This window comes from Amycolatopsis sp. EV170708-02-1 (assembly GCF_022479115.1).
Lineage (GTDB): Bacteria > Actinomycetota > Actinomycetes > Mycobacteriales > Pseudonocardiaceae > Amycolatopsis.
Window position 1 is genome coordinate 8957710 of record NZ_CP092497.1, and the last position, 22140, is coordinate 8979849.

The window sequence follows — 22140 nt, forward strand, 5'->3', positions numbered from 1 at the left end:
TTCGTTCGTCAGCTGAACTGACAGTTCTGGTTGATGCTGGTCAGCAGGATGCCGACGGCCGATCCGTCGTCGGCCACGGAGATCCGGTACGCGCTCACCGCGCTGACCGGCGCGACGTAGGCACCGCCGTCCTTGGTGCTGCCGGGATAGGCGGCGAGGATGTCCGCCTCGGTCGAGCCGACGCCGATCCCCTCCGGGGTGTGCACCGTGCCCGCCGGGTTGATGACGGTGATCCCGTCGCTCTCGGTCAGCGACACCGACGTCGGCCCCGGAACGGCGGCCCCCTCCGCGCGGCCGTACGTGCAGGTGCCCCGGACCTCTTTCGCCCGCAGCGGACCGGCGGTGGCCTCCGCCTCGGATTCGCTCATCCCGAGCCGGAGCTTGCCGAAGCCGGCGGCGGTCAGCAGCGGACCCGACGTCACCTTGCCCTGCGTGGGCGGCTTCGTGGCGGGGGTGCTCTTCGGCGGCTTGACCGGCCCATCGGAGGCGGTCGACTGCGGTGGCACGGTCGTCTGGTGCGGTGGTTCCACCGGCGCGGAGGCGGGCGGCGCCGAACTTCCCGGCCCCGGCTGCGCCAGGCTCGACGACGCCGCGCCCATCGTGAGCTGGTCCCCGCCGGGGAAGGCGGCGCCGTTGTCCTTGTCGTGGATCGTGAAGACGGTGAGCCCGCCGCCCAGCATGACCACCGCGGCGGCCATCCCGCTCGTCGTCTGCATCAGCTGACGGCGGCGACGGCGACGTCGGGCGCCCGCGACGATCGTCTCGGGATTGAGCGTGGATCCCACGGCCAGCCGCTCGTCAGAGAACAGGTCACGCAACCTCTGCTGCACGTCCTCCTCGGACATGTTCATCCCGCTTCCCTCCCTTCGTCCTTGGGCTCGGACAACGCCAGCTTCGTCCGCAGCGACGCGATCGCCTTGCTCGCCTGGCTTTTGACGGTGCCCTGGCTGACACCGAGCGAATCCGCGATCTCCGCTTCGGACAGCCCTTCGTAGTAACGCAGGACCATCACCGCTCGTTGCCTCGGCGGCAACGCGCGTAACGCCTGCCACAGCGGCTCGTGCTCGAACGGATCGGCCGGACTGTACGGCCGGACGTCCGGCAGGTCGGCGACGAGGCTCTCGCGTTTGGTCCGGCGCCAGCGGCTGATATGCGCGTTGGCCATCGAACGGCGGATGTAGGCCATCGGGTCGCCGGTCTTGTGCTGGACGTACGACCAGCGGGAACCGATCTTCTCCAGGACGGTCTGGACCAGGTCGGCGGCGTCGTGCGGATTCCCGGTGAGGGCGTGCCCGTACCTCAGCAACCCCGGCAGGCTGGCCCGCACGAAGTCGCCGAAGTCGATGAGCTCACCAGGCACGTCGCTCCTCCGGCTCTCGCCGGCCCCCCAGACGTCCGTCCCCGGTATGACCGTCGCGGCAGCGGTCACCGTATCGCCTCCTCCCGGGGTCACCCGGCCAGGTCTGCCTGGCTCACCTCTCCCGAAACGCATGACCGCCCCCACAGGTTGTCTCTTGCCGCGAATCAATCCGAGAGACGCTCGCCTCGCCGAGGAGTTGCCTGCCTCAACGTTGCGACACGGACTCGGGAATTCTGAACGAACCGTCCCCCTGAACAGGGAATTCGTGTACGGCCACCACGGCGTTACGGGGTATCGGCCCGTACACGTGGGGGAACTGGATACCGGCCGGATGCGGCGGGTCCCCGTCCTCCCAGACGACGGGCGCGCCGACGAGCGCCGGGTCGATCTCCAGCAGCACCAGATCGGTGCGGCCGGGGAACACGGCGTTGGCCGGGATATGCGCGGTTCCCGGGTCCGAGCAGTGGATGAAGCCGTCGGATTCGAGCGACGCGGCGGTGTAGACGCCGCCGGCGGGCACCGCCGCCCACTCGTCCTTGCCGCAGATATGGAGGATCACGCCGCCCATCCTCGCGCATTTCGTCCTCTGGATGCGGGCTCCGCGTCCAGAGGACGAAACGCGAGGAAAGGGGTCAGCGGATGGTGAGCTGGCGGCCGATGAGGCCGTCGCGCGAGCGGCGCTCGGCGGCGTTGAGCGGCTCGGTGTCGAGGGACTTCAGCGCGGCCTCGAGCCGGGCGCCGAGCTGATCCTTCGCGTCGGCCCACTCGCGGGCGTGGGCCTCAGGGTCGAGGTCCCACACCGGGACGAGCAGCCCGTGCGCGCGGAACGAACCGGCGTAGCGGGAGCCCTCGCCGAGGCCGAGCTCACCGGCCGCGGACAGCCGCGCAAGCGCTTGCAGCAGCAGGTTCTCCGGCTCCGGGCGGACCCAGCGCAGGTGCGCCTTCTCGCCGGCGAGCACCCAGTACGCGCCCGCACCGAGGCGTTCGGTCGGCATGATCGCCGCGTTCGCGCGCTCGAGGGACAGCGCGACGTCTCCGCTCGCGTCGGCGTCCTCGGGCAGCCACCAGGCGAAGTCGTTGTAGAGCGTCACGTCGAGTTCGACGTTCGTGTCGAGCAGGTCCTGCAGGCGGGCCTTCTCGTCGGCGGCGGGCGGCGTCGTGGTGTCCGGCACGGACAGCACGTCACCCTCCTTGGCCTCCAGCACCCACTGGAGCGCGCGCCCGAGGTCGCGGCTGATGTCGGAGGACCGGGTCTGCACCTGCATCCCGATGTAGCGCTCGCCGTCGGACCGGACGAACGCGGCCGCCGCCATCGGCAGCACCGTGCCGAGGGTGACCTTTTCGCCGGAGCCCAGCGTGAGCGCCGCCGTCGCCGACGGGACGAACTCGCGCAGCGCGATCAGCTCGGTCTCCGCCGCGAGCCCCTCGAAGGGCTGGCCGACGAAGACGTCGCGCACCTTCGGCTTGCGGTCCGAGGTCGTCTTGGGACCCTTCTTGCGCGAACCCTTGCCCACGTCAGCCTCCTCAAAGCTCGGTTCGAAACGCTATCGCGGGAAGACACCGGCCTCGTAAGGCCCCCGGGGTTGGTGACCGAGACGGCGCGGACGACACCCGGCGGGCCACCGGATCGACCGGATCGGCGGGTTTCAGCGGCCATCCGGGTACCACGGAAACGCGACTGAAAACGGTTGTCATCATCCGGACGATCTAACCGCGGGTGATCAGCCTGCCGTTTTCCCCACACCGCACCGAATACTCGATCACGGCGCCATCCGGCGCCGTAGTGCGGAGAAGGGATCACAGATGAGCACCTCGAAGCGCCGGGCCGCGCTGGCCGCGTTGCCCGTGGCACTCGGCCTGATGCTGGCCGGGCCCGCGGTGGGCACGGCTTCGGCCGCGCCGCAGTCCGACAGAGCCGACCAGGCGCGACATTGCCTGCTGCTGTGCGTCGGCCATCACCACGGGCACCACCATCACGGGTTGCACCTGCACCTGGGGCTTTGGCTGCATCTGTAGCTCCCTGCCGCGCCGGGGCGGCCACCCCGGCGCGGGTTACAGTCGGCGAGTGTTCGACCTCGCCGACCCGGCCTTCCTCGCGAATCCGTACCCGTCCTTCGCCGACCTCCGCGAACGCGGCGAAGTCCACCGGCACGACGGCCTCGGCATCGCCGTGGCGGTGTCGCACGCGGCGTCGGCCGCCGTCCTGCGGCATCGCGGGCTCGGCCGGATCTGGCAGGACGCGCTGCCGGTGGAGCGGTTCGCGTCGTTCAACCTCCTGCACCGCAACTCGCTGCTGGAGAACGAGCCGCCCGCCCACACGCGGTTGCGGCGGGTGATCGCGGGCGCGTTCGGGCGCGGGCACGTCCAGCGGCTGCGGCCGATGGTCGCCGAACTCGCGGACGGCATGGTCGACGGCCTCGCCGCCGAGATCGCCGAAACCGGCTCGGCCGATCTGCTGGCGCACCTCGCGCAGCCGCTGCCGGTCGCGGTCATCGCGGAACTGCTGGGCGTCCCGGTCGACAAGGGGCCGAGCATGGTCTCGTGGTCGAACCACATCGTGAAGATGTACGAGTACGGGCTCGCCGAGGAGAAGCGCGACGCCGCCGAAGCCGCGGCCGCGGAGTTCGTCGACTACCTGCGTGATGTCGCGAAGCAGCGCGCGAATTCCCCTGGCGAAGACATCATCAGCGACCTTCTGCGCAGTGAGCTCACCGAAGACGAACTGGTCGCGACCGCGGTGCTGCTCCTGATGGCCGGGCACGAGGCGACGGTGAACGTGATCGGGAACGGCGTCAACGCGCTGCTGACCCACCGCGACCAGTGGGAACGGCTGGTGGCCTCCCCGGATCTCCTGGACCCGTGCGTCGAGGAGCTGATCCGCTTCGACGCGCCGCTGCAGCTCTTCGAGCGCACGGCGACCACCGACGTCGAGATCGCCGGTTTCCGCGTCGCCGAGGGCGAGAAGATCGGTGCCCTCCTCGGCGCCGCCGCACGGGACCCGAAGGTGTTCGACCGGCCGGACACCCTCGACATCGGCCGCACGCCGAACGCGCACCTCGGCTTCGGCATGGGCATCCACTACTGCGTCGGCGCCCCGCTCGCGCGGGTGGAGATCGCGGCCGCGCTGAGCTCCCTGGCCTCGAAGCTGCCGGGGCTGGAGCTCGCCGAGACCCCGGAGCGGCGGCCGGAGTTCGTGATCCGGGGCCTGCGCTCACTCCGGGTGACCACGCGCTGAAAAGCCTCGTGAGTGGTAAGGACGGTTAGAACCGTCCTTACCACTCACGAGGTCGGTTGCGTCAGCGCACGGAGGAAGCGGGGCGTTCGCGCCGATCCGGCTCCGGTGCCCCCTCCACCTTCAGCACGCGAAGCAGCCGAAGGCGGTTCTCCGCGACAGGAGCGAGCAGCCCGGACATGCGCTTCACGAGCAGCGCGGTCACCACCGCCAGCCCGGCCGCGGCCAGGTCGGTCAGCGCGACCAGCACGACCCCGTCGGCCAGCGCCTGGACGCCGTCACGGAACCGCCAGACGATGACCAGCGTGAGCAGCAGCCAGTTGAGCACCCAGACGCCCCACCAGACCAGTACGAGCCGCGACGGCTTCGGCCGGGTTTCCCGCGTCCGGCGCAGGACGGCGTGTTCGAGTTCGGCGACGACCGGCAGCGCCATGACCAGGTTCACCACCGGCGCCAGCACGAACGCCAGCACATACCGTTGCCGCCTGGGTGGCGCCTCGCCGGAGACGTCCGCGGCGGCGTGCCTGGCGACGAGCAGCCACCACACGGCGAGCCCCGACGGCAGCAGCGAAAGGATCGTCGTGAGCAGGCCGGCGGTGATCACGAAGGTGTCGGAGACCGAGACGACGGACGTCGACAGCGCGGAGTCGCGGCTCTGCACCAGCAGGACGTAGCGCCAGATCTCCGCGGCCGAGGCGATGACGGCGAGCCCGGCGAAGGTCCACAGCACCGGCAGCAGGCTGCGCGTGATCACCCGCAGCCGCTCCCCCGCGGTGACCTCGCCGGACGCCGTCCCGGGGACGGCGGTCGGACGGCGCCACACCAGATTCGGGAAGCCCCACCTCGGTGGGACCGGGTAGGACGGCGGACCGGAATAGCGCTCGGCCACGGGCTTGCCACGCTGCGGCAACGCGCCTGGAGGCGGCGAAGCGACCCAGCGGACGCGATGGCGTACCGGCTGCCGTATCGGCGCGGGGCGCACCGGCGGCATCGGTGCTCGCGGCGGGTAGTGGCCTGGCTGCACGGTTACAGCACTTCGGGCTCGACGCCGGGATGGTCGCCGACCATCGGGCGCCCCTCCTGCTTCCAGGAACCCATCCCGCCGGCGACGTTCACCGCGTCCCAGCCGCTCGCGTTGAGCCACGCGGCGGCGCGCGCGGACCGGCCGCCGCTGCGGCAGATCACGTAGACCGGCTGGTCGTCGGGCAGGTCGTCGAGTTCGCCGACGCGCGCGGGCAGTTCACCCATCGGGATGTGCTTGGCGCCAGGGGCGTGCCCGGCGGCCCACTCGTCGTCCTCGCGGACGTCGAGCAGCGCGACGCCCTCCTTCGGCAGATCACGGACGGCGACGGTCGGGATGTCAGCAGGGCTCACCACCCTGCCATCCTCGCATCCCGTCCCGTTGCGCGCGCGTGAAGAGGCACTCAGTGCCGGACGGCTTTCTCGGCACCGGCGCCGGTGAGCGAACGGACCTCCATCTCGGCGTACTTCTTTTGGTTGTGTTCCTTGGACAGCACGGTGCCGAGCCAGCCGAGGAAGAACGCGACCGGGATCGAGACGATGCCGGGGTTGTCCAGCGGGAACCAGTGGAAGTCGACGCCCTGGATCATCGAGGCGCTCTTCCCGGTCTTCGGGTCGACGGGCTTGCCCGAGACCGCCGGGGAGAACACGATCAGCACGATGCACACCGCGAGGCCGCCGTAGATGCTCCACAAGGCGCCTTGGGTGTTGAATCGCTTCCAGAACAGCGAGTAGAGGATCGTCGGCAGGTTCGCCGACGCCGCCACCGCGAACGCGAGCGCCACCAGGAACGCCACGTTCTGGTTCTTCGCGAGGATCCCGCCGACGATCGCGACCGCCCCGATCACCAGTGCGGTGATCCGCGCGACGCGGACCTCGCTGTCCGCGTCGGTCTTCCCCTTCTTGAGCACGTTGGCGTAGACGTCGTGCGCGAACGACGCCGACGCGGTGATCGTCAGTCCCGCGACCACGGCGAGGATCGTCGCGAACGCCACCGCCGCGATGAACCCGAGCAGGATCGGGCCGCCGAGTTCGAGTGCCAGCAGCGGGGCCGCCGAGTTGGTCGTGCCCGGCGCCTTCGCGATCACGTCCGGGCCGACGAGCGCGCCCGCGCCGTAGCCGAGCACCAGCGTGAACAGGTAGAAGATGCCGATCAGCGCGATCGCCCACACCACCGAACGGCGCGCGTCCTTCGCGGTCGGCACCGTGTAGAAGCGCATGAGCACGTGCGGCAGGCCCGCGGTGCCGAGCACCAGCGCGATACCCAGCGAGAGGAAGTCGAGCTTCGTCGTGCCGGTCTTTCCGTACTGCTTGCCCGGGCCGAGCAGCGCTTCCCCGGTCTGGCCGCCCTTGTCGACGGCTGCCTGGAACAGGCTGGACAGGTTGAAGCCGTACTTCCCGAGCACCCACAACGTCATCGCGAACGTGCCCGCGATGAGCAGGACGGCCTTGATGATCTGGACCCAGGTGGTGCCCTTCATCCCGCCGATCAGCACGTACAGGATCATGATCACGCCGACGACGGCGATCACCAGGTCCTGGCCGAGGTTCCCCTCGATGCCGAGCAGCAGGTTCACCAGACCGCCCGCACCCGCCATCTGCGCCAGCAGGTAGAAGAACGAGACGGCGAGCGTGGAGATCGCGGCCGCCGCGCGGACCGGGCGCTGTTTCATCCGGAACGCCAGCACGTCGCCCATGGTGAACTTGCCGGTGTTGCGCAGCAGTTCCGCGACCAGCAGCAACGCCACCAGCCACGCGACGAGGAATCCGATCGAGTAGAGGAAACCGTCGTAGCCGTTGATCGCGATCGCGCCGGCGATACCCAGGAACGACGCCGCGGAAAGATAGTCGCCCGAGATCGCGATCCCGTTCTGCGGACCGGTGAACGCGCGGCCTGCGGCGTAGTAGTCGGACGCGGTCTTCGTATTCCGGCTCGCCCGGAAAACGATCACGAGGGTGATCGCGACGAAGATCGCGAAAATGGTGATGTTGAGCGCCGGATTGCTCCCCTGCACGCCCGCGGCCAGCGTAGTCACCGTTCGGTCCCTTCGACCTCGTGCCGGATCTTGTCGGCGAGCGGATCGAGCTTCCGGTTCGCGTACCGGACATAAAGGCCGGTGATCACGAAGGTGGACACGAACTGCAGCAGGCCGAAGACCAGGCCGACGGTGATGTTGCCGAAGAGCTTGGTGCTCATGAACTCGGTCGCGTAGTCGGCGAGGAGCACGTACAGCAGATACCAGAGGAGGAACAGGGCGGACACCGGGAAAACGAATACCCGCAGCCGTCGTCGCAGCTCAGCGAATTCCGGGCTCGCCTGCACCTTTTCCCAGTCGGATTCCGGTTCGGACCCGAGGCCTTGATCGGTATCGCTCACGTCGGACCTCCCACCTGCCGCGACCATTCGATGACTTCGTTGTCACGAAAGATCATGCCCCTCATAGGGCGCCAGAGGAGCAATCCATTTGAGTGAACGGTACGACTCTGCGTAGAGAGGCGCGACTCGAAAGGGTGAATTTACTTCCGGTGACGGCCTTTACCGGTGGTCCGGGTCTTCTCTTCGGCCTGTCCGAAGCGGGCGACCGCACGATCACGCATGAACCCGAGCGGATCGGGCGCGTGCAGCCGCAGCATCACGCCGTGGACGTCGTCCGGCCGCCCGTATCCGGTCGCGCGGCTCACCACGTAGGTGGTCAGGAAGGCGGCCGGGACGGTGATCAGCGCGGGCTGGTTCGAGAACCACGGCGCCCAGCCGCCGGTGTACTTGCTGACGATGTTGACCACCAGCGCGGTCAGCACGAGTCCGCCGCCGACGAGCATCCCGGCCAGCGCGCCGGGCCAGCTGAGCTTGCGCCACCAGACCCCGAGCAGCAGCAGCGGGCTGAACGTCGACGCCGCCAGCGCGAACGACATCCCGACCGAAAGCGACAGATCCTCCGACGGCAGCAGCACCGCCAGCGCGAACGGGATCAGCGCCACGATCGCCGTCGCCACCCGGAAATCGCGGACGCGGCCGGGCAGGACGTCGGTGGACACGACCCCGGCGACACTCACCAGCAGCCCGGACGAGCTCGACAGGAACGCCGCGAAGGCCCCGGCCGCGGTCACCGCGCCCAGGATCTGCCCCCAGAGTCCGGGGAGGACCGCGGAGGGCAACAGCAGCACGGCGGCGTCGGTCTTCCCGGTCACCAGCAGTTCCGGGACGTACATCCGCGACAGCGCGCCCAGCAGCGTCGGGAACAGGTAGAACAGGCCGAGCAGCAACAGGACGTGCACCGTCGTGCGGCGCGCGGCCTTGCCGTCGGGGTTGGTGTAGAAGCGGACCAGGACGTGCGGCAGGCCCATGGTGCCGAGGAAGGTCGCGAGGATCAGCGAATAGACCTGCAGCAGATCGGTGAGACCGCCCGACCCCGGCCGGAGCCAGTCGCTGTTGGAGGCGGGCGCTTCACTGACCACCGGGACCGGCGTTCCCGCGGTGAACTTCAGCGTCGTGCCCTTGGCGACCTTGTGCCCGGCCTCCGGCGCCCACACCGCGAAACCGTTGGCGCGTGCGCCTTCCACCTGACCGTAGGCCTCGAGCACGGTCACCGAGGTGACCTTCAGTGTGACGTCGGCCTGCACCGAAACCGTGGTGTTCTCGGGGAACGTCGGCGGAGCGGGCTGTCCCAGCGGGCGTGCGCTGCCCGGCCCGCCGGAGCCGAGGAACACGATGCACAGGATGAACGCCGGCACCGCGATGGAGAACAGCTTCAGCCAGTACTGGAAGGCCTGGACGACGGTGATGGCGCGCATCCCGCCCGCGATCACGTTGAAGCCGACCACGAAGGTGACCAGGAGCGCTCCGGCCCACACCGGCACCGGCAGGATGGTCGTCAGGGTCAGGCCCGCGCCCTGCAGCTGCGGGACCATGTAGAGGATCCCGATGAACACCACGAACGCCGTCGAGACCCGGCGCAGCATCGTCGAACCCAGCCGCATCTCGACGAAGTCCGGCAGCGTGTACGCGCCGGACCGCCGCAGCGGCGCGGCGACGAACAGCATCAGCGCGAGATAGCCCGCGGTGAAACCGATCGGGAACCACAGCGCGTCGGCGCCGTCCTTGAGCACGATGCCGGCGACGCCCATGAACGACGCGGCGGACAGGTACTCACCGGAGATCGCGGCGGCGTTGCGCCGGGAGCGCACGGTGCGCCGGGCGACGAGGAAGTCGTGCGTGCTGACGGCCGACCTCGAGGAGCGGTGTCCCAGATAGAAGGTCAGGACCGCTACCAGCACGATGCCGGCGATGGCCCAAAAGTTCAGCTGCACTGTGTCATTTAATCGCGCGCTGACGGAAACGCGCTGCCAGGGCGCGGCGAAAGCAGGTCGGGCATGGAGGCATCAAGGCGCCCTGCCACCGCGTTTCCGTGGCCTTCGGCCACAAGAGGGCGCGCGATCATGGGTCCTCCTCTATGTGCAGCTCCGCAATCAGTTCTCGATCATGTCGACGAAGTCGCGTTCATGACGTTCGGCGAGCCGGTTGTACCAGAGGCCGATGCCGAACAGGAACGGAAAAGGCGCCACACCGAGGATCAACCAGGGCAACGGAATGCCCACGACGACCACTCGCCCGAAGGACGGGATCAGATAGAAGAGCACCGGAAGTGAACACAGCGTGACCATCACCAGCAGCGCCAGCCAGGAGGCCGTCCTCAGCTGGATCTTCACCAGATCCTTGACCAGGAGCTTGCCCCAGCTGGTCTGTTCTTCGAGTTCGACCCTGGCCCGCAGGGTGCTGGTGGCCTGCCGCGGATCGGCGAGGATCACCCGCTGCCGCTTGGGTTTCGCGTGATGTTCGGGTTTGGCCTGTTCGTGTTTCGGGCCGGACGGCGCGCCCGGAACGGGCTCGACGGCGGCCCCCTCGGGCGCCGCCGGTTTCCTGCCCTTGCCCAGCGTCGGGTCCGGCTCGCGGACGCCGTTGACGCGGCGGTAGTAGTCGTCGGTCACGTCGACCGGTTGGCGCCGACCAGCCTGTCCTTCAGTGCGCGCGTGTGGCGGCGGCTCACCGGCAGCACCTTCTCCTCGTTACCGATCACGACCTGATAGCCGCCCTGGCCCATGCGCAGTTCGGTGATCAGCGGCAGCGAGACCAGGAACGACCGGTGGATGCGGACGAAACCCGCCTTCTCCCAGCGTTCTTCGAGCTGGGCGAGCGGGATGCGGACCAGGTGGCTGCCGTCGTTGGTGAACAGCCGGGCGTAGTCGCCCTGCGCCTCGACCCAGCGGACCGAAGACCGCGGGATGAGCTTCGTGGTGCCTGCCAGTTCGACCGGGATGACCTCGTCGTCGTTCTTGACCTGCCCCAGGCCGCCTTCCTGGCCGAACTGCGGCGCGGCGTTGGCGGCGAGTTTGTCGATCACGCGGGTGATCGCGCGGTCGAGCCGATCCTGCTGGTACGGCTTGAGCACGTAGTCGAGCGCGCCGAGGTCGAAGGCGTTGACCGCCTCTTCCGCGTGCCCCGTCACGAAGACCAGCGCGGGCGACGGGCGCAGCGCGGCGAACACCCGGGACATCTCCATCCCGGACAGCCCGGGCATGTCGATGTCGGCGAACACCGCGTCCACGATCGGCAGGCCGCGGGCCTTGCGATCGGCCAGCCTCGGATCGTCGGCGGACAGCAGGCGCAGCGCCTCCGAAGCGTCGATCGCCGGGTAGACCAGGGCGACGTGCGGGCTGTTCCGGAGACAATGGACGAGTTCGTCTAGCCCTTTGGGCTCATCGTCCACCGCCAGGACGATGAGCTTCCGGGTGTCATCGTGAGCACTCACAGTGAGACGCATCCTGCCCATTGCCGGGTTCCTTGTCCAGCCCGCTTCACGAAAGTCGAACGAAAGGACGGCACCGGCACCCCCGCGCCTGGGGTGGCCGGTGCCGTCATCTTTTCCGGTGACACGAACCGCCTCGCCGTGCCACATCTATCCCTTCACGGAGTGAAGGTGAACCAGTTGACGCTCACGAAATCGGCGGGCTGGCCGCTGGTGAAGGTCAGGTAGACGTCGTGTTTCCCGGTGACGCCGCTGATGTTCGCGGGGATGGTGCGCCAGCTCTGCCAGCCGCCGGTGTTCGCGACGGCGAAGCTCCCGACGGGCGGGTTGGACCGGCTGTCGAGCCGGACTTCGACGAGACCGCTCACGCCTCCCGCCGCCCCGGACGCGACGCGCGCCTGGAACTGTCTGCCGGTCTGTGTCCCGAAGTCGACGTTCGGATACAACGCCCAGTCACCGTTGCCCGCCGGGCCGATGCTCTGCCCGCCGCCGGTGTCGGACGTGGCCTGTTTGGCGATGCCGGCCGCCTGGCCGTACGACTCCGCCTGGATCGTGCCGTACGCGCTGCCGCCGGGGCTTCCCGTGCCACCACCGCGGGTCAGGACGGTGACGTAGTCGACGAGCATCGGATGCCCCGGCACGATCCCCGGCCCCGGCGTCGTGGTGCCGGAGTTGTTGTTCGGGAACGCGCCGCCGATGGCGACGTTCAGCAGCACGAAGTAGCCCGCGTGGTTCGTCATGTTGGCCCAGGTCGTGGCGTCGACCTGGTTCTGGTTGACCGAGTGGAACTGCTGCCCGTCCACCAGCCAGCGGAACACGTTGGGGCTGACGCTCGTGTCCCATTCGAAGGTGTAGGTGTGGAACGCGCTCTGGCAGCTCGCGCCGGGACACGTGCGGCTGCCGACCAGTCCGGTGGTCTCGTTGCACGGGCCACCAGGGTTGACGCCGCAGTGCAGCACGCCCCAGACCGTGTTGATCCCGTTGACGTTCTCCATGATGTCGAACTCGCCGACGGCGGGCCAGTTCCAGTAGTTGCCGCGATACGGCGAGCCCAGCGCCCAGAACGCGGGCCAGTAGCCGAGTGCCGCGGCGCCGGTGACGTTCGGCATCTGGATCCGGCCTTCGATCCGCAGCGCGCCGCCCGCAGGCGGTTTGAAGTTCGTGCGCTGCGTTTCGATCCGCGCCGAGGTCCAGTTGCCCGCACCGTCGCGCAACGGCGTGATCCGCAGGTTCCCGGAACCGTCCTGGGCGAGGTTGGCGGGGTTCGCCGTGTAGTTCTGGATCTCGCCGGTGCCCCAGTTGGCCGGGCCGCCGGGGTAGGAGTGACCGGTGTCGATGATCCAGTTCGCGCTCGACGGGAGCGAGCCCGCGGCGCCGGTGAAATCGTCGGTGAACACGGTGGTCCAGCCGGCCGGTGGCGGCGGGACGGCGGCGGACACGGGCAGGGCCAGGGGGACGGTGAGCAAGGCCGCGCAGGTCAGCGCGATCTTCCAGCGGGAACGATTAACGGACATCGGACCTCCTCGTCAACACTGTCGAGGTTTGTTGCCGTTCACAACAAAGCGGTATGTCCGATATGAGACCTGGTCTGAACCACTTACGCCTACCACCGTTCGGGTGAACCATCCCGGGCCCGAACGCGAAAACGGCCCGATCCGCGAGGACCGGGCCGTTCCGCTGGGCTCAGAGACCGAAGCGGCTCCAGGCGGCCTTCGACTGCACGGCGTCCAGCAACGCGCTCGCCGCGGCGGGGGCACCGATGCCGAGCCGCGCCAGCAGCGGCTTCTTGGGTTCGGCGATCGAGATCTCGGCGTCCGGGTACCGATCGGTGATCACCTGGCGAAGGCTTCCGACGCCGTCGATCAGGCCGAGCTCGACCGCGCGGGCGCCCAGCCAGACGTCACCGGTGAACAGGTCTTCGGAGCCGGACAGCCGGTCGCCCCGGCGCTCGGTGACCCAGTCGACGAACAGCTCGTGGAGCTGGCCGTGCATCTTCTTCAGCCACTCGACGTCTTCCGGCTTCTCCGGGCTGAACGGGTCGAGCCTCGACTTGTTCGCCCCCGCGGTGTGCAGCCGCCGCTCGATCCCGAACCGCTCCAGCAGGCCGGTGAACCCGAACCCGCCGCTGATCACGCCGATGGAGCCGACCATCGACGTCCGGTGCGCGTAGATCTCGTCGCCCGCGCAGGCCAGCCAGTAGCCACCGGACGCGGCGACGTCCTCGGCGAAGGCCAGGACGGGCACCTTCTTCTCGTCGGCGAGCTGGCGGATCCGCTCGGCGACCAGGCCGGACTGCGTCGGCGCCCCGCCCGGGGAGTTGATCTGCAGCGCGACGGCCTTCAGCCGCTCGTGGCCGAACGCGCGGGTCAGCGCCGATTCGACGGCGGCGAGGTTGATCGACCCCCTGGCCAGCGGTGACGGGGTCGGCGTGATCACCCCGTGCAGCTTCACCACGGCGACGACGTCCTTGCGTTCACCCCGATCGCCGATCATCGGGAGACGGGAGGTCAGCTTGTCCGCAACGCTCATACCGCCAGGTTACCGACGTTCACGACGGCAGCACGCCGCTGCGCGAACCGCTCACCCCGCTGGCCTCGTTCGGTCCGCCCTGGGGCGGGACGGTGGCGCTGTCGGCGGAGAAGTCCGGCAGATTCGGCCGCACGCCGGGCATGAACTTCGGCACCCGCAAGGTCACCTTCATGCCGGCGCCGGGCGCCGTCTCGACCATGAGCGCGTAGTCGCGGCCGAACACCTGCTGCATCCGCTGGTTGATGTTGCCGAGGCCGACGTGCGCGCCCGTGCGGTGCTGGCTGCGGAGGTCCGCGAGCTTGGCGGGCTCCATGCCGATGCCGTCGTCCTCGACGCTGATCAGCGCTTCGGCGCCGTAGTCCTCCGCGATCACCGTGACGCAGCCGCCGGACGGCTTCGACGCGAGGCCGTGTTTGACGGCGTTCTCCACCAGCGGCTGGATGATCAGGAACGGCACGACCACCGAGAGCACCTCGGGCGCGATCTTCATCCGCACTTCGAGCCGTCCGCCGAAGCGGGCGTTCTCGATGGTCAGGTACCGGTCGATGTTGCGCAGCTCCTCGGCGAGCGAGGTGAACATGCCCGACGTCCGGAACGAGTAGCGCGTGAAGTCCGCGAAGTCCTGAAGCAGCTCTCGCGCCTCCTCCGGGTCTGTCCGGATCAGCGACGAAATGGTGTTGAGCGCGTTGTAGACGAAGTGCGGCGAGATCTGCGCGCGCAACGCCTTGATCTCCGCCTGCTGGAGCTGGTTCTTCGATTCGTCCAGGCGCGCCAGCTCGAACTGGGTGCAGACGAACTGCGCGACCGCGTCGGCCATCTGCACCAGCCGCCCGCGGGTGCGCCCGACGACCAGCAGCGCGGCCTCGGTCTCGCCCTCGACGATCAGCGGCACGATCACCGCCGTCCGCATCCGGCAGGTGCCGCGGTGGTTGCACGGCATCTTGTCGTGCGCGACGACCTCGCGGCGGTGCTTGCGGATCGCGTTGCCGATGGCGTCGACGAGGTCGACGTAGTGGTCGTTGGCCTCGCCGTCCCAGGACAGCAGCGTGCCTTCGCTGTCGGTGATGCCGACGGCGACACAGTCGAGCATCTCCAGCAGCTGGCTGGTGATCTTGTCGGCGACCTGCTCGTCGAGACCCTCGCGGAGATCCGGTGTCGCCTTCGACATCCGGTGGACGGCCTGCAGCACCGCGTTCTCCACGATGCTCGCGGGACGCCTCAGCTTGATCAGCAGGACGACGACGAGGATCGCGAGCAACAGCGCGACACCCCAAGGGATGATCTGCGCGATTTCGAGCCCGGACACGGCGTCCATGCTCTGCGCTCGACCAACCGGGTGCAAGGCCTGCTCCCCACTTTCCGTTGAGTTGTGACAACTGAGGGTGGGGCCGACCCTACCCAAGACCCGGGCGTTGCCCCCATGGTCACTCCCCGTCGCACGGGAAAGACTGTGCGCAGGCAATCGTTTCCGGGGGAGGAACACAATGCGCGGATCGGGGAAACTCGCGGCGGGGGTGCTGGCGGGGGTCCTGCTGGGGAGCGGGACGGCGGCCGCGGCCGATGACCCGGTGCGCGCGGCTGTCGGCGAGCTGGTCGGCGAAGGGGGTTTCCCGGGAGCGGTCGTCCAGGTCCGGGACGGTGGGGCGGTCTCGCGCTTCGGCGCCGGATACGCGAACCAGGCCACGCGCGAAACCGCGGGGCCGCACCACCGGTTCCGGATCGCCAGCAACACCAAGGCGTTCGTCGCCACCGTGGTCCTGCAACTGGCGGGCGAAGGCGCGCTGTCGCTCGACGATCCGATCGAGCGGCGGCTGCCCGGTGTCGTACGAGGGCCGGGCTACGCGCCGGAAAAGATCACGGTGCGCATGCTGCTGAACCACACCTCCGGCGTGCACGACCCGCTGGATCCGCATTTCTTCGACCCGTACCTCGTCCAGGGGAACCGGGCGCACGTCATCACGCCGTCGGAGGTGATCCGGCGGTCTCTCGCCGACCGGCCATCGTTCCCGCCAGGCGGCGGCGTGAAGTATTCGAACACCGGATATCTGTTGCTGGGCAAGGTGATCGAGAAGATCACGCACAACGACGTCCGCGAGGAGATCCAGCGGCGGATCCTCGATCCGCTCGACCTCGGCCGGACGTATTTCCCGCTGTGGTCGCCGTTCCTGCGAGGTCCGCATCTGCACGGGTACGACATGCGCGGGCAGGACATGACCGTGTTCAGCCCTTCGTACGACTGGACCGCGGGAGCGATGGTGTCGACCGTCGACGAACTCGCGACGTTCCATCGCGCGTTGCTGGCAGGACGGCTCTTGGAACCCGCGCAACAGGCCGAACTCAAGCGGCTGGTGCCGTATAGCGAACTGGGCGCGTACGGCGCCGGCGTCGAGACGCTCAACCTGCCTTGCTCCGGTGGCCCGAAGACGGTTTGGGGCAACACCGGCGCGGGGCCGGGGTTCTACAGCGTCTCGATGAGCACCGAGGACGGCGCGAAGCAGATCGTGCTGGCGCTCAACGTGTACGACCTCGCCGCGGACGTGCACGGCGGGCAGCGGGTGCCGAAGCCGCCGATGCCCGCGGTGCTGGCCGCCCTCTGCTGACCGGTCACTTGAGCAGGCGCGACATCCGCCGGTCCGCGAGGGGTTTCCCGCCGGTCTGGCAGGTCGGGCAGTACTGGAACGACTTGTCCGCGAACGAGATCTCGCGGATCGTGTCGCCGCAGACCGGACACGGCAGCCCGGTGCGGGCGTGCACCCGCAACCCGGACCGCTTCTCACCCTTGAGCCGGGCCGCGGACTGGCCGACCGAACGCGTCACGGCGCTGGTCAGCACCTCGCGGATCGCCTCGGAGAGCCCGTCGAGCGCCGCCTCGGACAGCTTTCCGGTGGTGGCGTACGGGGAAAGCTTCGCCATGTGCATGATCTCGTCGGAGTAGGCGTTGCCGATCCCGGCGATCAGCGACTGGTCGGTCAGCGCCGTCTTCAACCGTTCGGTGCGCCCGGCGAACAACTTCTCGAGCTGCGTGCGGTCCAGCGAAAGCGCGTCCGGCCCGAGCCGCGCGATACTCGCGACCTCCTTCTCCGGGTCCCGCACGATCCAGACCGCCAAGCCCTTCTTCGTGCCGGCCTCGGTGAGATCGAAGCCCGGCCCGGCGGCCGCGTCGAGATGGACGCGCAGCGAGATGGGCCCCTTGCCGGGTTTGAGCGGCGTCGGCGACAACGCGTCGGACCAGCGCAGCCAGCCCGCCCTCGCCAGGTGGACGACCAGATGGAGATCCCCGGCGACGAGATCCAGATGTTTGCCGAACCGGCCTGCCCCGGTGACCTCGCGGCCGTGCAGCTCGGTCCAGGGCGGGGTCGCCGTCTTCAGCACGCTGAGGGACGACACGTCGACGCGGAAGACCGTCTTGCCCACCGCGTGTTCACGCAGGTGGTGAGCGAGCGCTTCGACCTCGGGTAACTCGGGCATGGCCCCAGTCTCGCGCGTTCAGGCCGCCGCGACTACTCCACCGGGTGCAACGGGCCGTCGAAATCCGGCAGCGAGTGCTTCTGGATGGTCTTGGTGATCTTCGAGACCTCGCCGCGCACGGTGAACATGCCGCGGATGGTGCCCACCCAGCGCTCGGACGGCCGGTCGCCCGCCAGATCGCCCTCGGTCTCGGCGACCACGGTCCACGGACGGCGAAGGATCCACCGCAGCGGGAAGAACAGCGCGATCAGCAAGAGCGCCAGCGGAACCCACGACGGGATCATGACGTCGGCGGGGGTCCACATGATGAGCACGATCGCGAGCAGCGCCGTCACGGCGATCATCGCGATACCCGGGCCGTAGCTGCCGGCCACATCGTGCTCGAAATCGTCCGCTGTCGCGGGAGCACGCCATTCCATCTGGGCTCGGACCACCCAGTCACGGCCGTCCTCGCCGTGCACCAGCCGGTTCATTCAGTCGCCTCCCGCGCGGCCGCTCGCTCGTCGTGAGCGAGCTCCACCGTACCGTGACGGGAGCCGGATTCGCGAGAGTTCGAAGGCGATATGCCCGCTCGGGCGTTATGGGCACGTCGGGTAGTCGACACCCGGTTCCGGATAGTGGGAAGTCGGTTTGACCGGGCTCGGCTCGTCCGCCGAGGTGTCGCCGGACGATGTCCCCGTCGTGCTTTCGGGGGTACCGGTCTCCGTCGAAGAGGACCCTTCCGGGTAAGTCGTCGACTCCGGCGTGGTCGACTGCTCGGTCGAGTCCCGTGAAGTCGTCGTGGTCGGGCTCAGCGACTCCTCGGTGGGCCTGAACGATTCCTCCGGCGGGATGTCGTCCCGCTTCGAAGTGGTCTGGTTGCTGCCGGTGCCGGGATCCGGGACCTCGTTACGCGGCGAGGTCTCCTCCTGCGTCGGATTCTGCTCGTCCGGCGGCGGCGCGACGTCTCCGCCGCCCAGTTCCTTCCGCGGCGTGCCCACCCCGGGCAGGCTCGGCATGTCGGACACCCCGAGCTCGGCGCCGGGGCCTCGTCCGGTGACGGCGGGCTGGGCGGCGCCCTTGCCGTGCAGCTGGTCCTGCGCGATCCGCTGCGGCGGCAGCTCCACCGGCCGGCCCTGGGCGGGCGGCGCGACCTGTGCCGGCAGCAACGCCAGCTCCGGCAGCCCACCCCCGGACAGACCGACCGTGTGGGTGACGTCGGTGCCGAACACGGCCGGACCGGCGACGATCCCGACCGCACCGGCGGCGGCCGTCGACGCCACCGCGAGACCGACCTTCACCTTGGATCCGAGCAGAAGTCCCTTGACCGACGCGGCGAGCCCGGACAACGCCCCGCTCGCGTGGGCGCCGGCGGCCGCGGGCACCAGCAGCGCCACCACACCGGCGTGCGCGCGCAGCGAAGAACAGACGTCACGCAGCTCGTCGTGAGTGGCCCGGCACGACTGGCAGGCGATCAAGTGGGTCTTGATGCGGCGGGCCTCGGCCCCGGTCACGCTGCCCGCGGTGAACCCGCCCAGCTTCTCCACCACCGCACGGCACGAATCAGGCCCGCGGCTCACCGACAGATGCGCCTGCAGATACGCCGCCCGCAGCCCCTGCCGCGCCCGGCGGGCCAGCGCCGCCGTCGCGTTCGCGCTCAACCCGAAATGCGGCGCGACCATCGACGGCTGCTCGCCTTCGACCTCCGTCTGCCACAACACCGAACGCCAGCGCTCCGGCAAACTCGTGAAAGCGGTCGTGATCAGCGAATGTTCGGCCGTCCGGGCATGCGTGTCCGCACCGGCCCCGGCCCGGAAGGTCAGCTCGTCGTCGCTCACCGGCACGTCACGGCGCGCGCCGTGCCACTCCCACGAGACCCGGCGAGCCACCGTCAGCAGATAGGCCCGGACGTAGTCACGCGGCCCGGCGCCCCGGCGCAACGCCTGAAGCACCCGGAAGAAGGTCTCGGCGGTGATGTCCTCCGCCTCCGACCGATCGGCGGCCAGACTGCGGGCCAATCGCCGCACGGCGGCGGCGTGAAGTTCGAAAAGCTCCCCGAAGGCAGCGTCCTCCCCGTCACGGAGACGCTGGAGCAATGCCTGCTCGTCGGATTCCGAGGCCGCCTGAAGCGGCACCGTGCCCTGCTCGGTCATCCGGCCAGGCACCTCCTCCCCGAAGGACTCACCATTCGGTCGAATGGGGACACCATACGGAGGTATGCAGCCGTCGTCACCCCTTGTACGCCAGGTGTGACACCGAAGCACCTGTAGGGGTGGGTCGAAACCGCTACAGACGGTCGGTGTATGGTTGTTCCACTGCTTCAAACGAGTGCCGGAGCAGAGCAAGACATGCGGATGTAGCGCAGCTGGTAGCGCATCACCTTGCCAAGGTGAGGGTCGCGGGTTCGAATCCCGTCATCCGCTCGCAAGTGGGCGCAGTGTGTCCAGGGAACGCCTGGACCATGGCTTGCTCACCATAATTCCCGGGGGCCCGAGCCCCCAGAACCCCGCGTTCCTTGTGACTCCCGTTGGCGAGTCGGTTCTGGGGCGCGTTGGTCTTTTCGGTTACTAAGTGCTACAGGTTCGGTGAGCGGAGTCACACGACCGTAGTAATTCGGATTTGTGCATATGTCGACGCGCTGACAGAGCCCGCCACCTGGGCGTTCGGTACTTTGTGGACCGGATCTTCTAGGTGGGGAAACATTGATGAGCGAGAGCGGCACCGTCGCGACCATGGAAGCCGAGCGGAAGACGCCCGAGCCCGGCACACCCGCGAAACGAACTCTGCGCGAAAAGGTCCCCTTCTGGGCCCTTTGGGCATTGACCGCCGTACCGATCCTGCTCTCGATCAGCGAGGTCGTCCGGGCGCCGAAGATCAACCACGCGGACTTCTGGGTCGTCCTCGGCCTGGTCGCCGACAAGAACGGCGAACTCGACGTCCCCCAGCTGTTCCACCTCTACCACGAGCACCCGATCGTGCTGGTCGGCCTCGTCTTCTGGCTCGACGCGAAACTGTTCGCCGGAACCCAGCCGCCGCTCGGCTTCCTCAGCGTCGTCCTCGCGGCAGGAATGTTCGCCGCCTTGTGGAGCATGCTGCCCCGCACCCTCACCGGCCTGCGCCGCGCCGGCGTCGTCGCCGGACTCTCCGGACTGGTCTTTTCCGCGGGCACGGTCGAATACTTCGGCGACGGCATGATGGGCGTCCAGTGGCTCCTCGGACTCGCCCCCGCCGTCATCGCGATCGCCTTCGCACACCACGGCAAGCTCGTCCCGGCCTTCCTTTTCGCCTTCATGGGCAGCCTCGGCCACGGCGTGGCGTTCCCGGTGTGGATCGTCCTCGCGCTCGTCCTCTGGCTCCGCGGCGAAAGCCGCGTCAAGACCGCGCTGCCGCTCGGACTCGGGCTGGTCGTCTTCATCCTGTGGCGCGTCGCGCCGTGGCCGCCGAGCTACGAGAAGCCGAACGTCGTCGGCGCCGACACCTACCTCGGCGCGATGACCAGCACCATCGGCCAGTCCTGGGCCACCAAATCCCCGGATCTCGCGTTCCTCGCGGGCGCGCTGACCGTCGGCCTCTTCGGTGTCCTCGCCGCGACAGCCGTGAAGCAGCGGCTCGCTGCCAAGACCGAGAACTTCACCGACACGGCCGACGGCCCGGCCCCGGTCGCCGCCGTCGCCGGCTGGTTCGGGCTCGCCGCCCAAGTGACACTGAACGGCGCGATGATCGGCGTCAGCCGAGGCGGCTACAACGCCACCGAGGGCATGTCGTCCCGCTACGTCGGCATCGGACTCCTCGGCGTCTGCGCGGTACTCGTACTGCTCGTGACCCGCGGCCCCCGGGCACTGCGCCTCAAGGCGATCCCGCTGGCGCTGGTGATGGCGCTCTGCGTCTACGCGATCGGGAACACCTCCGCCGGCGCGACCCGCTGGCGGTACGCGTATCAGCCCGTCCTCGCGGTGGCGATGCACGTCGAGGCCAAAACGGTGATGAGCAAGATGTACGCCTACCCCGATCTGCTCGAGCAGGAACGGGCGATGGGCATCTACCCGTTCACTCCCGATTTCACCCTGGGCTGCGGCGCGGGCGGGCCGGAACTCGGAACGACCGTCGACCTCGCCAAGGCCGTCGAACTCAAGGGCCCCGGCTACGGCCCCAAGGACACCGCGGGCGCCGTGGACGCCGTGACCGTCACCGGCGACACGCAGATCGACGGCTGGGCGCTCATCGGCGGACAGCAGGCCCAATGCATCCTGATCACGGACGGCGCGGGCAAGGTCGTGGGCGGCGGCACGGTCGGCCTCCCCCGCGACGACATCTCACAGTTCCTGAAGGGCACCGGCCGCTCCGGCTGGCAGGCCGTCGCGGCCCCCGAGGTCAAGGACGCGGTCGTGCTCGCTTACCGCGACGGCATCTATCACCGCATCACCACGATGAAGGACGCCGGAAAAGGCTAGAGCGCGGGCGTTTTGAAGGGGTCGTGCTCCGACAGGAGCTTGTCGACGCGGGCCTGGTCGACTCTGCTGACGACGGTGTTCTCGTCCTGCCGGTCACGGATGCACTTGGCGAGCGTGAACGCCGAAGTGGTCAGGAAGAGCATGCCGAGGGCGAGGAAGCCGCGGACCCAGCCGTCGACCGGCAGGTACCAAATGCCGATGACGACCGCGAGCAGCGCCAGGCCGAACGAGAGGGCGGCCTGGACGAAGAACGCGACGGTGGTGGGCGGCGCTGCGGAGGTTTTCGTCATGCGTACC

The 22140-nt window shown here is 69.0% G+C and carries 22 protein-coding genes and 1 tRNA gene; 5 read left to right on the forward strand and 18 right to left on the reverse strand.

Going from position 1 to position 22140, the window contains the following annotated elements:
* Positions 1–8: 8 nt before the first annotated feature.
* From MJQ72_RS41080 to MJQ72_RS41095, 4 genes are all read right to left on the reverse strand, one after another.
* Positions 9–851, reverse strand: coding sequence for a hypothetical protein (locus MJQ72_RS41080; protein ID WP_240596253.1), 843 nt, complete (start codon positions 849–851; stop codon positions 9–11).
* Positions 848–1360, reverse strand: a complete 513-nt coding sequence (locus MJQ72_RS41085) for a SigE family RNA polymerase sigma factor (protein WP_240596254.1) — start codon at positions 1358–1360, stop codon at positions 848–850. Before MJQ72_RS41085 ends, MJQ72_RS41080 begins: the two co-directional genes overlap by 4 nt.
* A 205-nt stretch (positions 1361–1565) precedes the next feature.
* Entirely contained in the window at positions 1566–1919 is a 354-nt protein-coding gene (locus tag MJQ72_RS41090; protein WP_240596255.1) for a DUF952 domain-containing protein, read from the reverse strand.
* A gap of 73 nt (positions 1920–1992) precedes the next feature.
* On the reverse strand, positions 1993–2874 hold the full coding sequence (locus tag MJQ72_RS41095; RefSeq protein ID WP_240596256.1) for a DUF5926 family protein: 882 nt from the start codon (positions 2872–2874) through the stop codon (positions 1993–1995).
* Between the two features lie 289 nt (positions 2875–3163).
* Here MJQ72_RS41095 and MJQ72_RS41100 point away from each other — a divergent pair, with 289 nt between their 5' ends.
* Positions 3164–3376 carry a hypothetical protein gene (locus MJQ72_RS41100; RefSeq protein ID WP_240596257.1) on the forward strand — a complete coding sequence of 71 codons (213 nt, stop codon included), beginning with the start codon at positions 3164–3166 and terminating at the stop codon, positions 3374–3376.
* A gap of 49 nt (positions 3377–3425) precedes the next feature.
* On the forward strand, positions 3426–4595 hold the full coding sequence (locus MJQ72_RS41105) for a cytochrome P450 (RefSeq protein WP_240596258.1): 1170 nt from the start codon (positions 3426–3428) through the stop codon (positions 4593–4595).
* Between the two features lie 61 nt (positions 4596–4656).
* Here the strand turns inward: MJQ72_RS41105 and MJQ72_RS41110 are convergent, their stop codons facing one another.
* The 10 genes from MJQ72_RS41110 to MJQ72_RS41155 all read right to left on the reverse strand — a co-directional run bounded on the left by MJQ72_RS41110 (position 4657) and on the right by MJQ72_RS41155 (position 15260).
* Positions 4657–5583, reverse strand: a complete 927-nt coding sequence (locus tag MJQ72_RS41110) for a DUF4328 domain-containing protein (RefSeq protein ID WP_240596259.1) — start codon at positions 5581–5583, stop codon at positions 4657–4659.
* A 35-nt stretch (positions 5584–5618) separates the two neighbouring features.
* The gene (locus MJQ72_RS41115; RefSeq protein ID WP_240596260.1) at positions 5619–5969 is read right to left on the reverse strand and encodes a rhodanese-like domain-containing protein; all 351 of its coding nucleotides are present in this window, start codon (positions 5967–5969) and stop codon (positions 5619–5621) included.
* 47 nt (positions 5970–6016) lie between these two features.
* Positions 6017–7648, reverse strand: a complete 1632-nt coding sequence (locus MJQ72_RS41120; protein WP_240596261.1) for a cation acetate symporter — start codon at positions 7646–7648, stop codon at positions 6017–6019.
* Positions 7645–7989: a DUF485 domain-containing protein gene (locus tag MJQ72_RS41125; RefSeq protein ID WP_240596262.1), complete on the reverse strand. Its 345-nt coding sequence runs from the start codon at positions 7987–7989 to the stop codon at positions 7645–7647. The genes MJQ72_RS41120 and MJQ72_RS41125 overlap by 4 nt, the downstream gene beginning before the upstream one ends.
* Before the next feature lie 140 nt (positions 7990–8129).
* Positions 8130–9920, reverse strand: coding sequence for a cation acetate symporter (locus tag MJQ72_RS41130; protein ID WP_240596263.1), 1791 nt, complete (start codon positions 9918–9920; stop codon positions 8130–8132).
* Between the two features lie 159 nt (positions 9921–10079).
* Positions 10080–10598: a hypothetical protein gene (locus MJQ72_RS41135; protein ID WP_240596264.1), complete on the reverse strand. Its 519-nt coding sequence runs from the start codon at positions 10596–10598 to the stop codon at positions 10080–10082.
* A complete protein-coding gene (locus MJQ72_RS41140; protein WP_240601551.1) occupies positions 10595–11431 on the reverse strand; it encodes a LytTR family DNA-binding domain-containing protein in 837 nt (278 codons plus the stop codon). Before MJQ72_RS41140 ends, MJQ72_RS41135 begins: the two co-directional genes overlap by 4 nt.
* Positions 11432–11574: 143 nt before the next feature.
* Complete coding sequence (locus MJQ72_RS41145) at positions 11575–12930, reverse strand: carbohydrate-binding protein (protein WP_240596265.1); 1356 nt, start codon at positions 12928–12930, stop codon at positions 11575–11577.
* A 169-nt stretch (positions 12931–13099) separates the two neighbouring features.
* Positions 13100–13945, reverse strand: a complete 846-nt coding sequence (locus tag MJQ72_RS41150; RefSeq protein ID WP_240596266.1) for a S49 family peptidase — start codon at positions 13943–13945, stop codon at positions 13100–13102.
* Positions 13946–13964: 19 nt separating this feature from the next.
* Positions 13965–15260, reverse strand: coding sequence for a histidine kinase (locus MJQ72_RS41155; protein WP_038507282.1), 1296 nt, complete (start codon positions 15258–15260; stop codon positions 13965–13967).
* Positions 15261–15429: 169 nt separating this feature from the next.
* Between MJQ72_RS41155 and MJQ72_RS41160 the strand changes: the two genes are divergently transcribed.
* A complete protein-coding gene (locus tag MJQ72_RS41160; protein ID WP_240596267.1) occupies positions 15430–16545 on the forward strand; it encodes a serine hydrolase in 1116 nt (371 codons plus the stop codon).
* Between the two features lie 4 nt (positions 16546–16549).
* Here MJQ72_RS41160 and MJQ72_RS41165 read toward each other — a convergent pair whose 3' ends face one another.
* The 3 genes from MJQ72_RS41165 to MJQ72_RS41175 all read right to left on the reverse strand — a co-directional run bounded on the left by MJQ72_RS41165 (position 16550) and on the right by MJQ72_RS41175 (position 19545).
* On the reverse strand, positions 16550–17413 hold the full coding sequence (locus MJQ72_RS41165; RefSeq protein WP_240596268.1) for an Fpg/Nei family DNA glycosylase: 864 nt from the start codon (positions 17411–17413) through the stop codon (positions 16550–16552).
* A gap of 32 nt (positions 17414–17445) precedes the next feature.
* Positions 17446–17886 carry a hypothetical protein gene (locus MJQ72_RS41170; protein ID WP_005161585.1) on the reverse strand — a complete coding sequence of 147 codons (441 nt, stop codon included), beginning with the start codon at positions 17884–17886 and terminating at the stop codon, positions 17446–17448.
* Positions 17887–17991: 105 nt separating this feature from the next.
* Positions 17992–19545: an RNA polymerase sigma factor gene (locus MJQ72_RS41175; RefSeq protein ID WP_240596269.1), complete on the reverse strand. Its 1554-nt coding sequence runs from the start codon at positions 19543–19545 to the stop codon at positions 17992–17994.
* Between the two features lie 197 nt (positions 19546–19742).
* Here MJQ72_RS41175 and MJQ72_RS41180 point away from each other — a divergent pair.
* Positions 19743–19815, forward strand: a tRNA-Gly gene (locus tag MJQ72_RS41180).
* Between the two features lie 282 nt (positions 19816–20097).
* Positions 20098–21843, forward strand: coding sequence for a hypothetical protein (locus MJQ72_RS41185; protein ID WP_240596270.1), 1746 nt, complete (start codon positions 20098–20100; stop codon positions 21841–21843).
* Here the strand turns inward: MJQ72_RS41185 and MJQ72_RS41190 are convergent.
* Positions 21840–22133 carry a YiaA/YiaB family inner membrane protein gene (locus MJQ72_RS41190; RefSeq protein ID WP_037333714.1) on the reverse strand — a complete coding sequence of 98 codons (294 nt, stop codon included), beginning with the start codon at positions 22131–22133 and terminating at the stop codon, positions 21840–21842. The genes MJQ72_RS41185 and MJQ72_RS41190 overlap by 4 nt on opposite strands.
* Positions 22134–22140 lie beyond the last annotated feature (7 nt).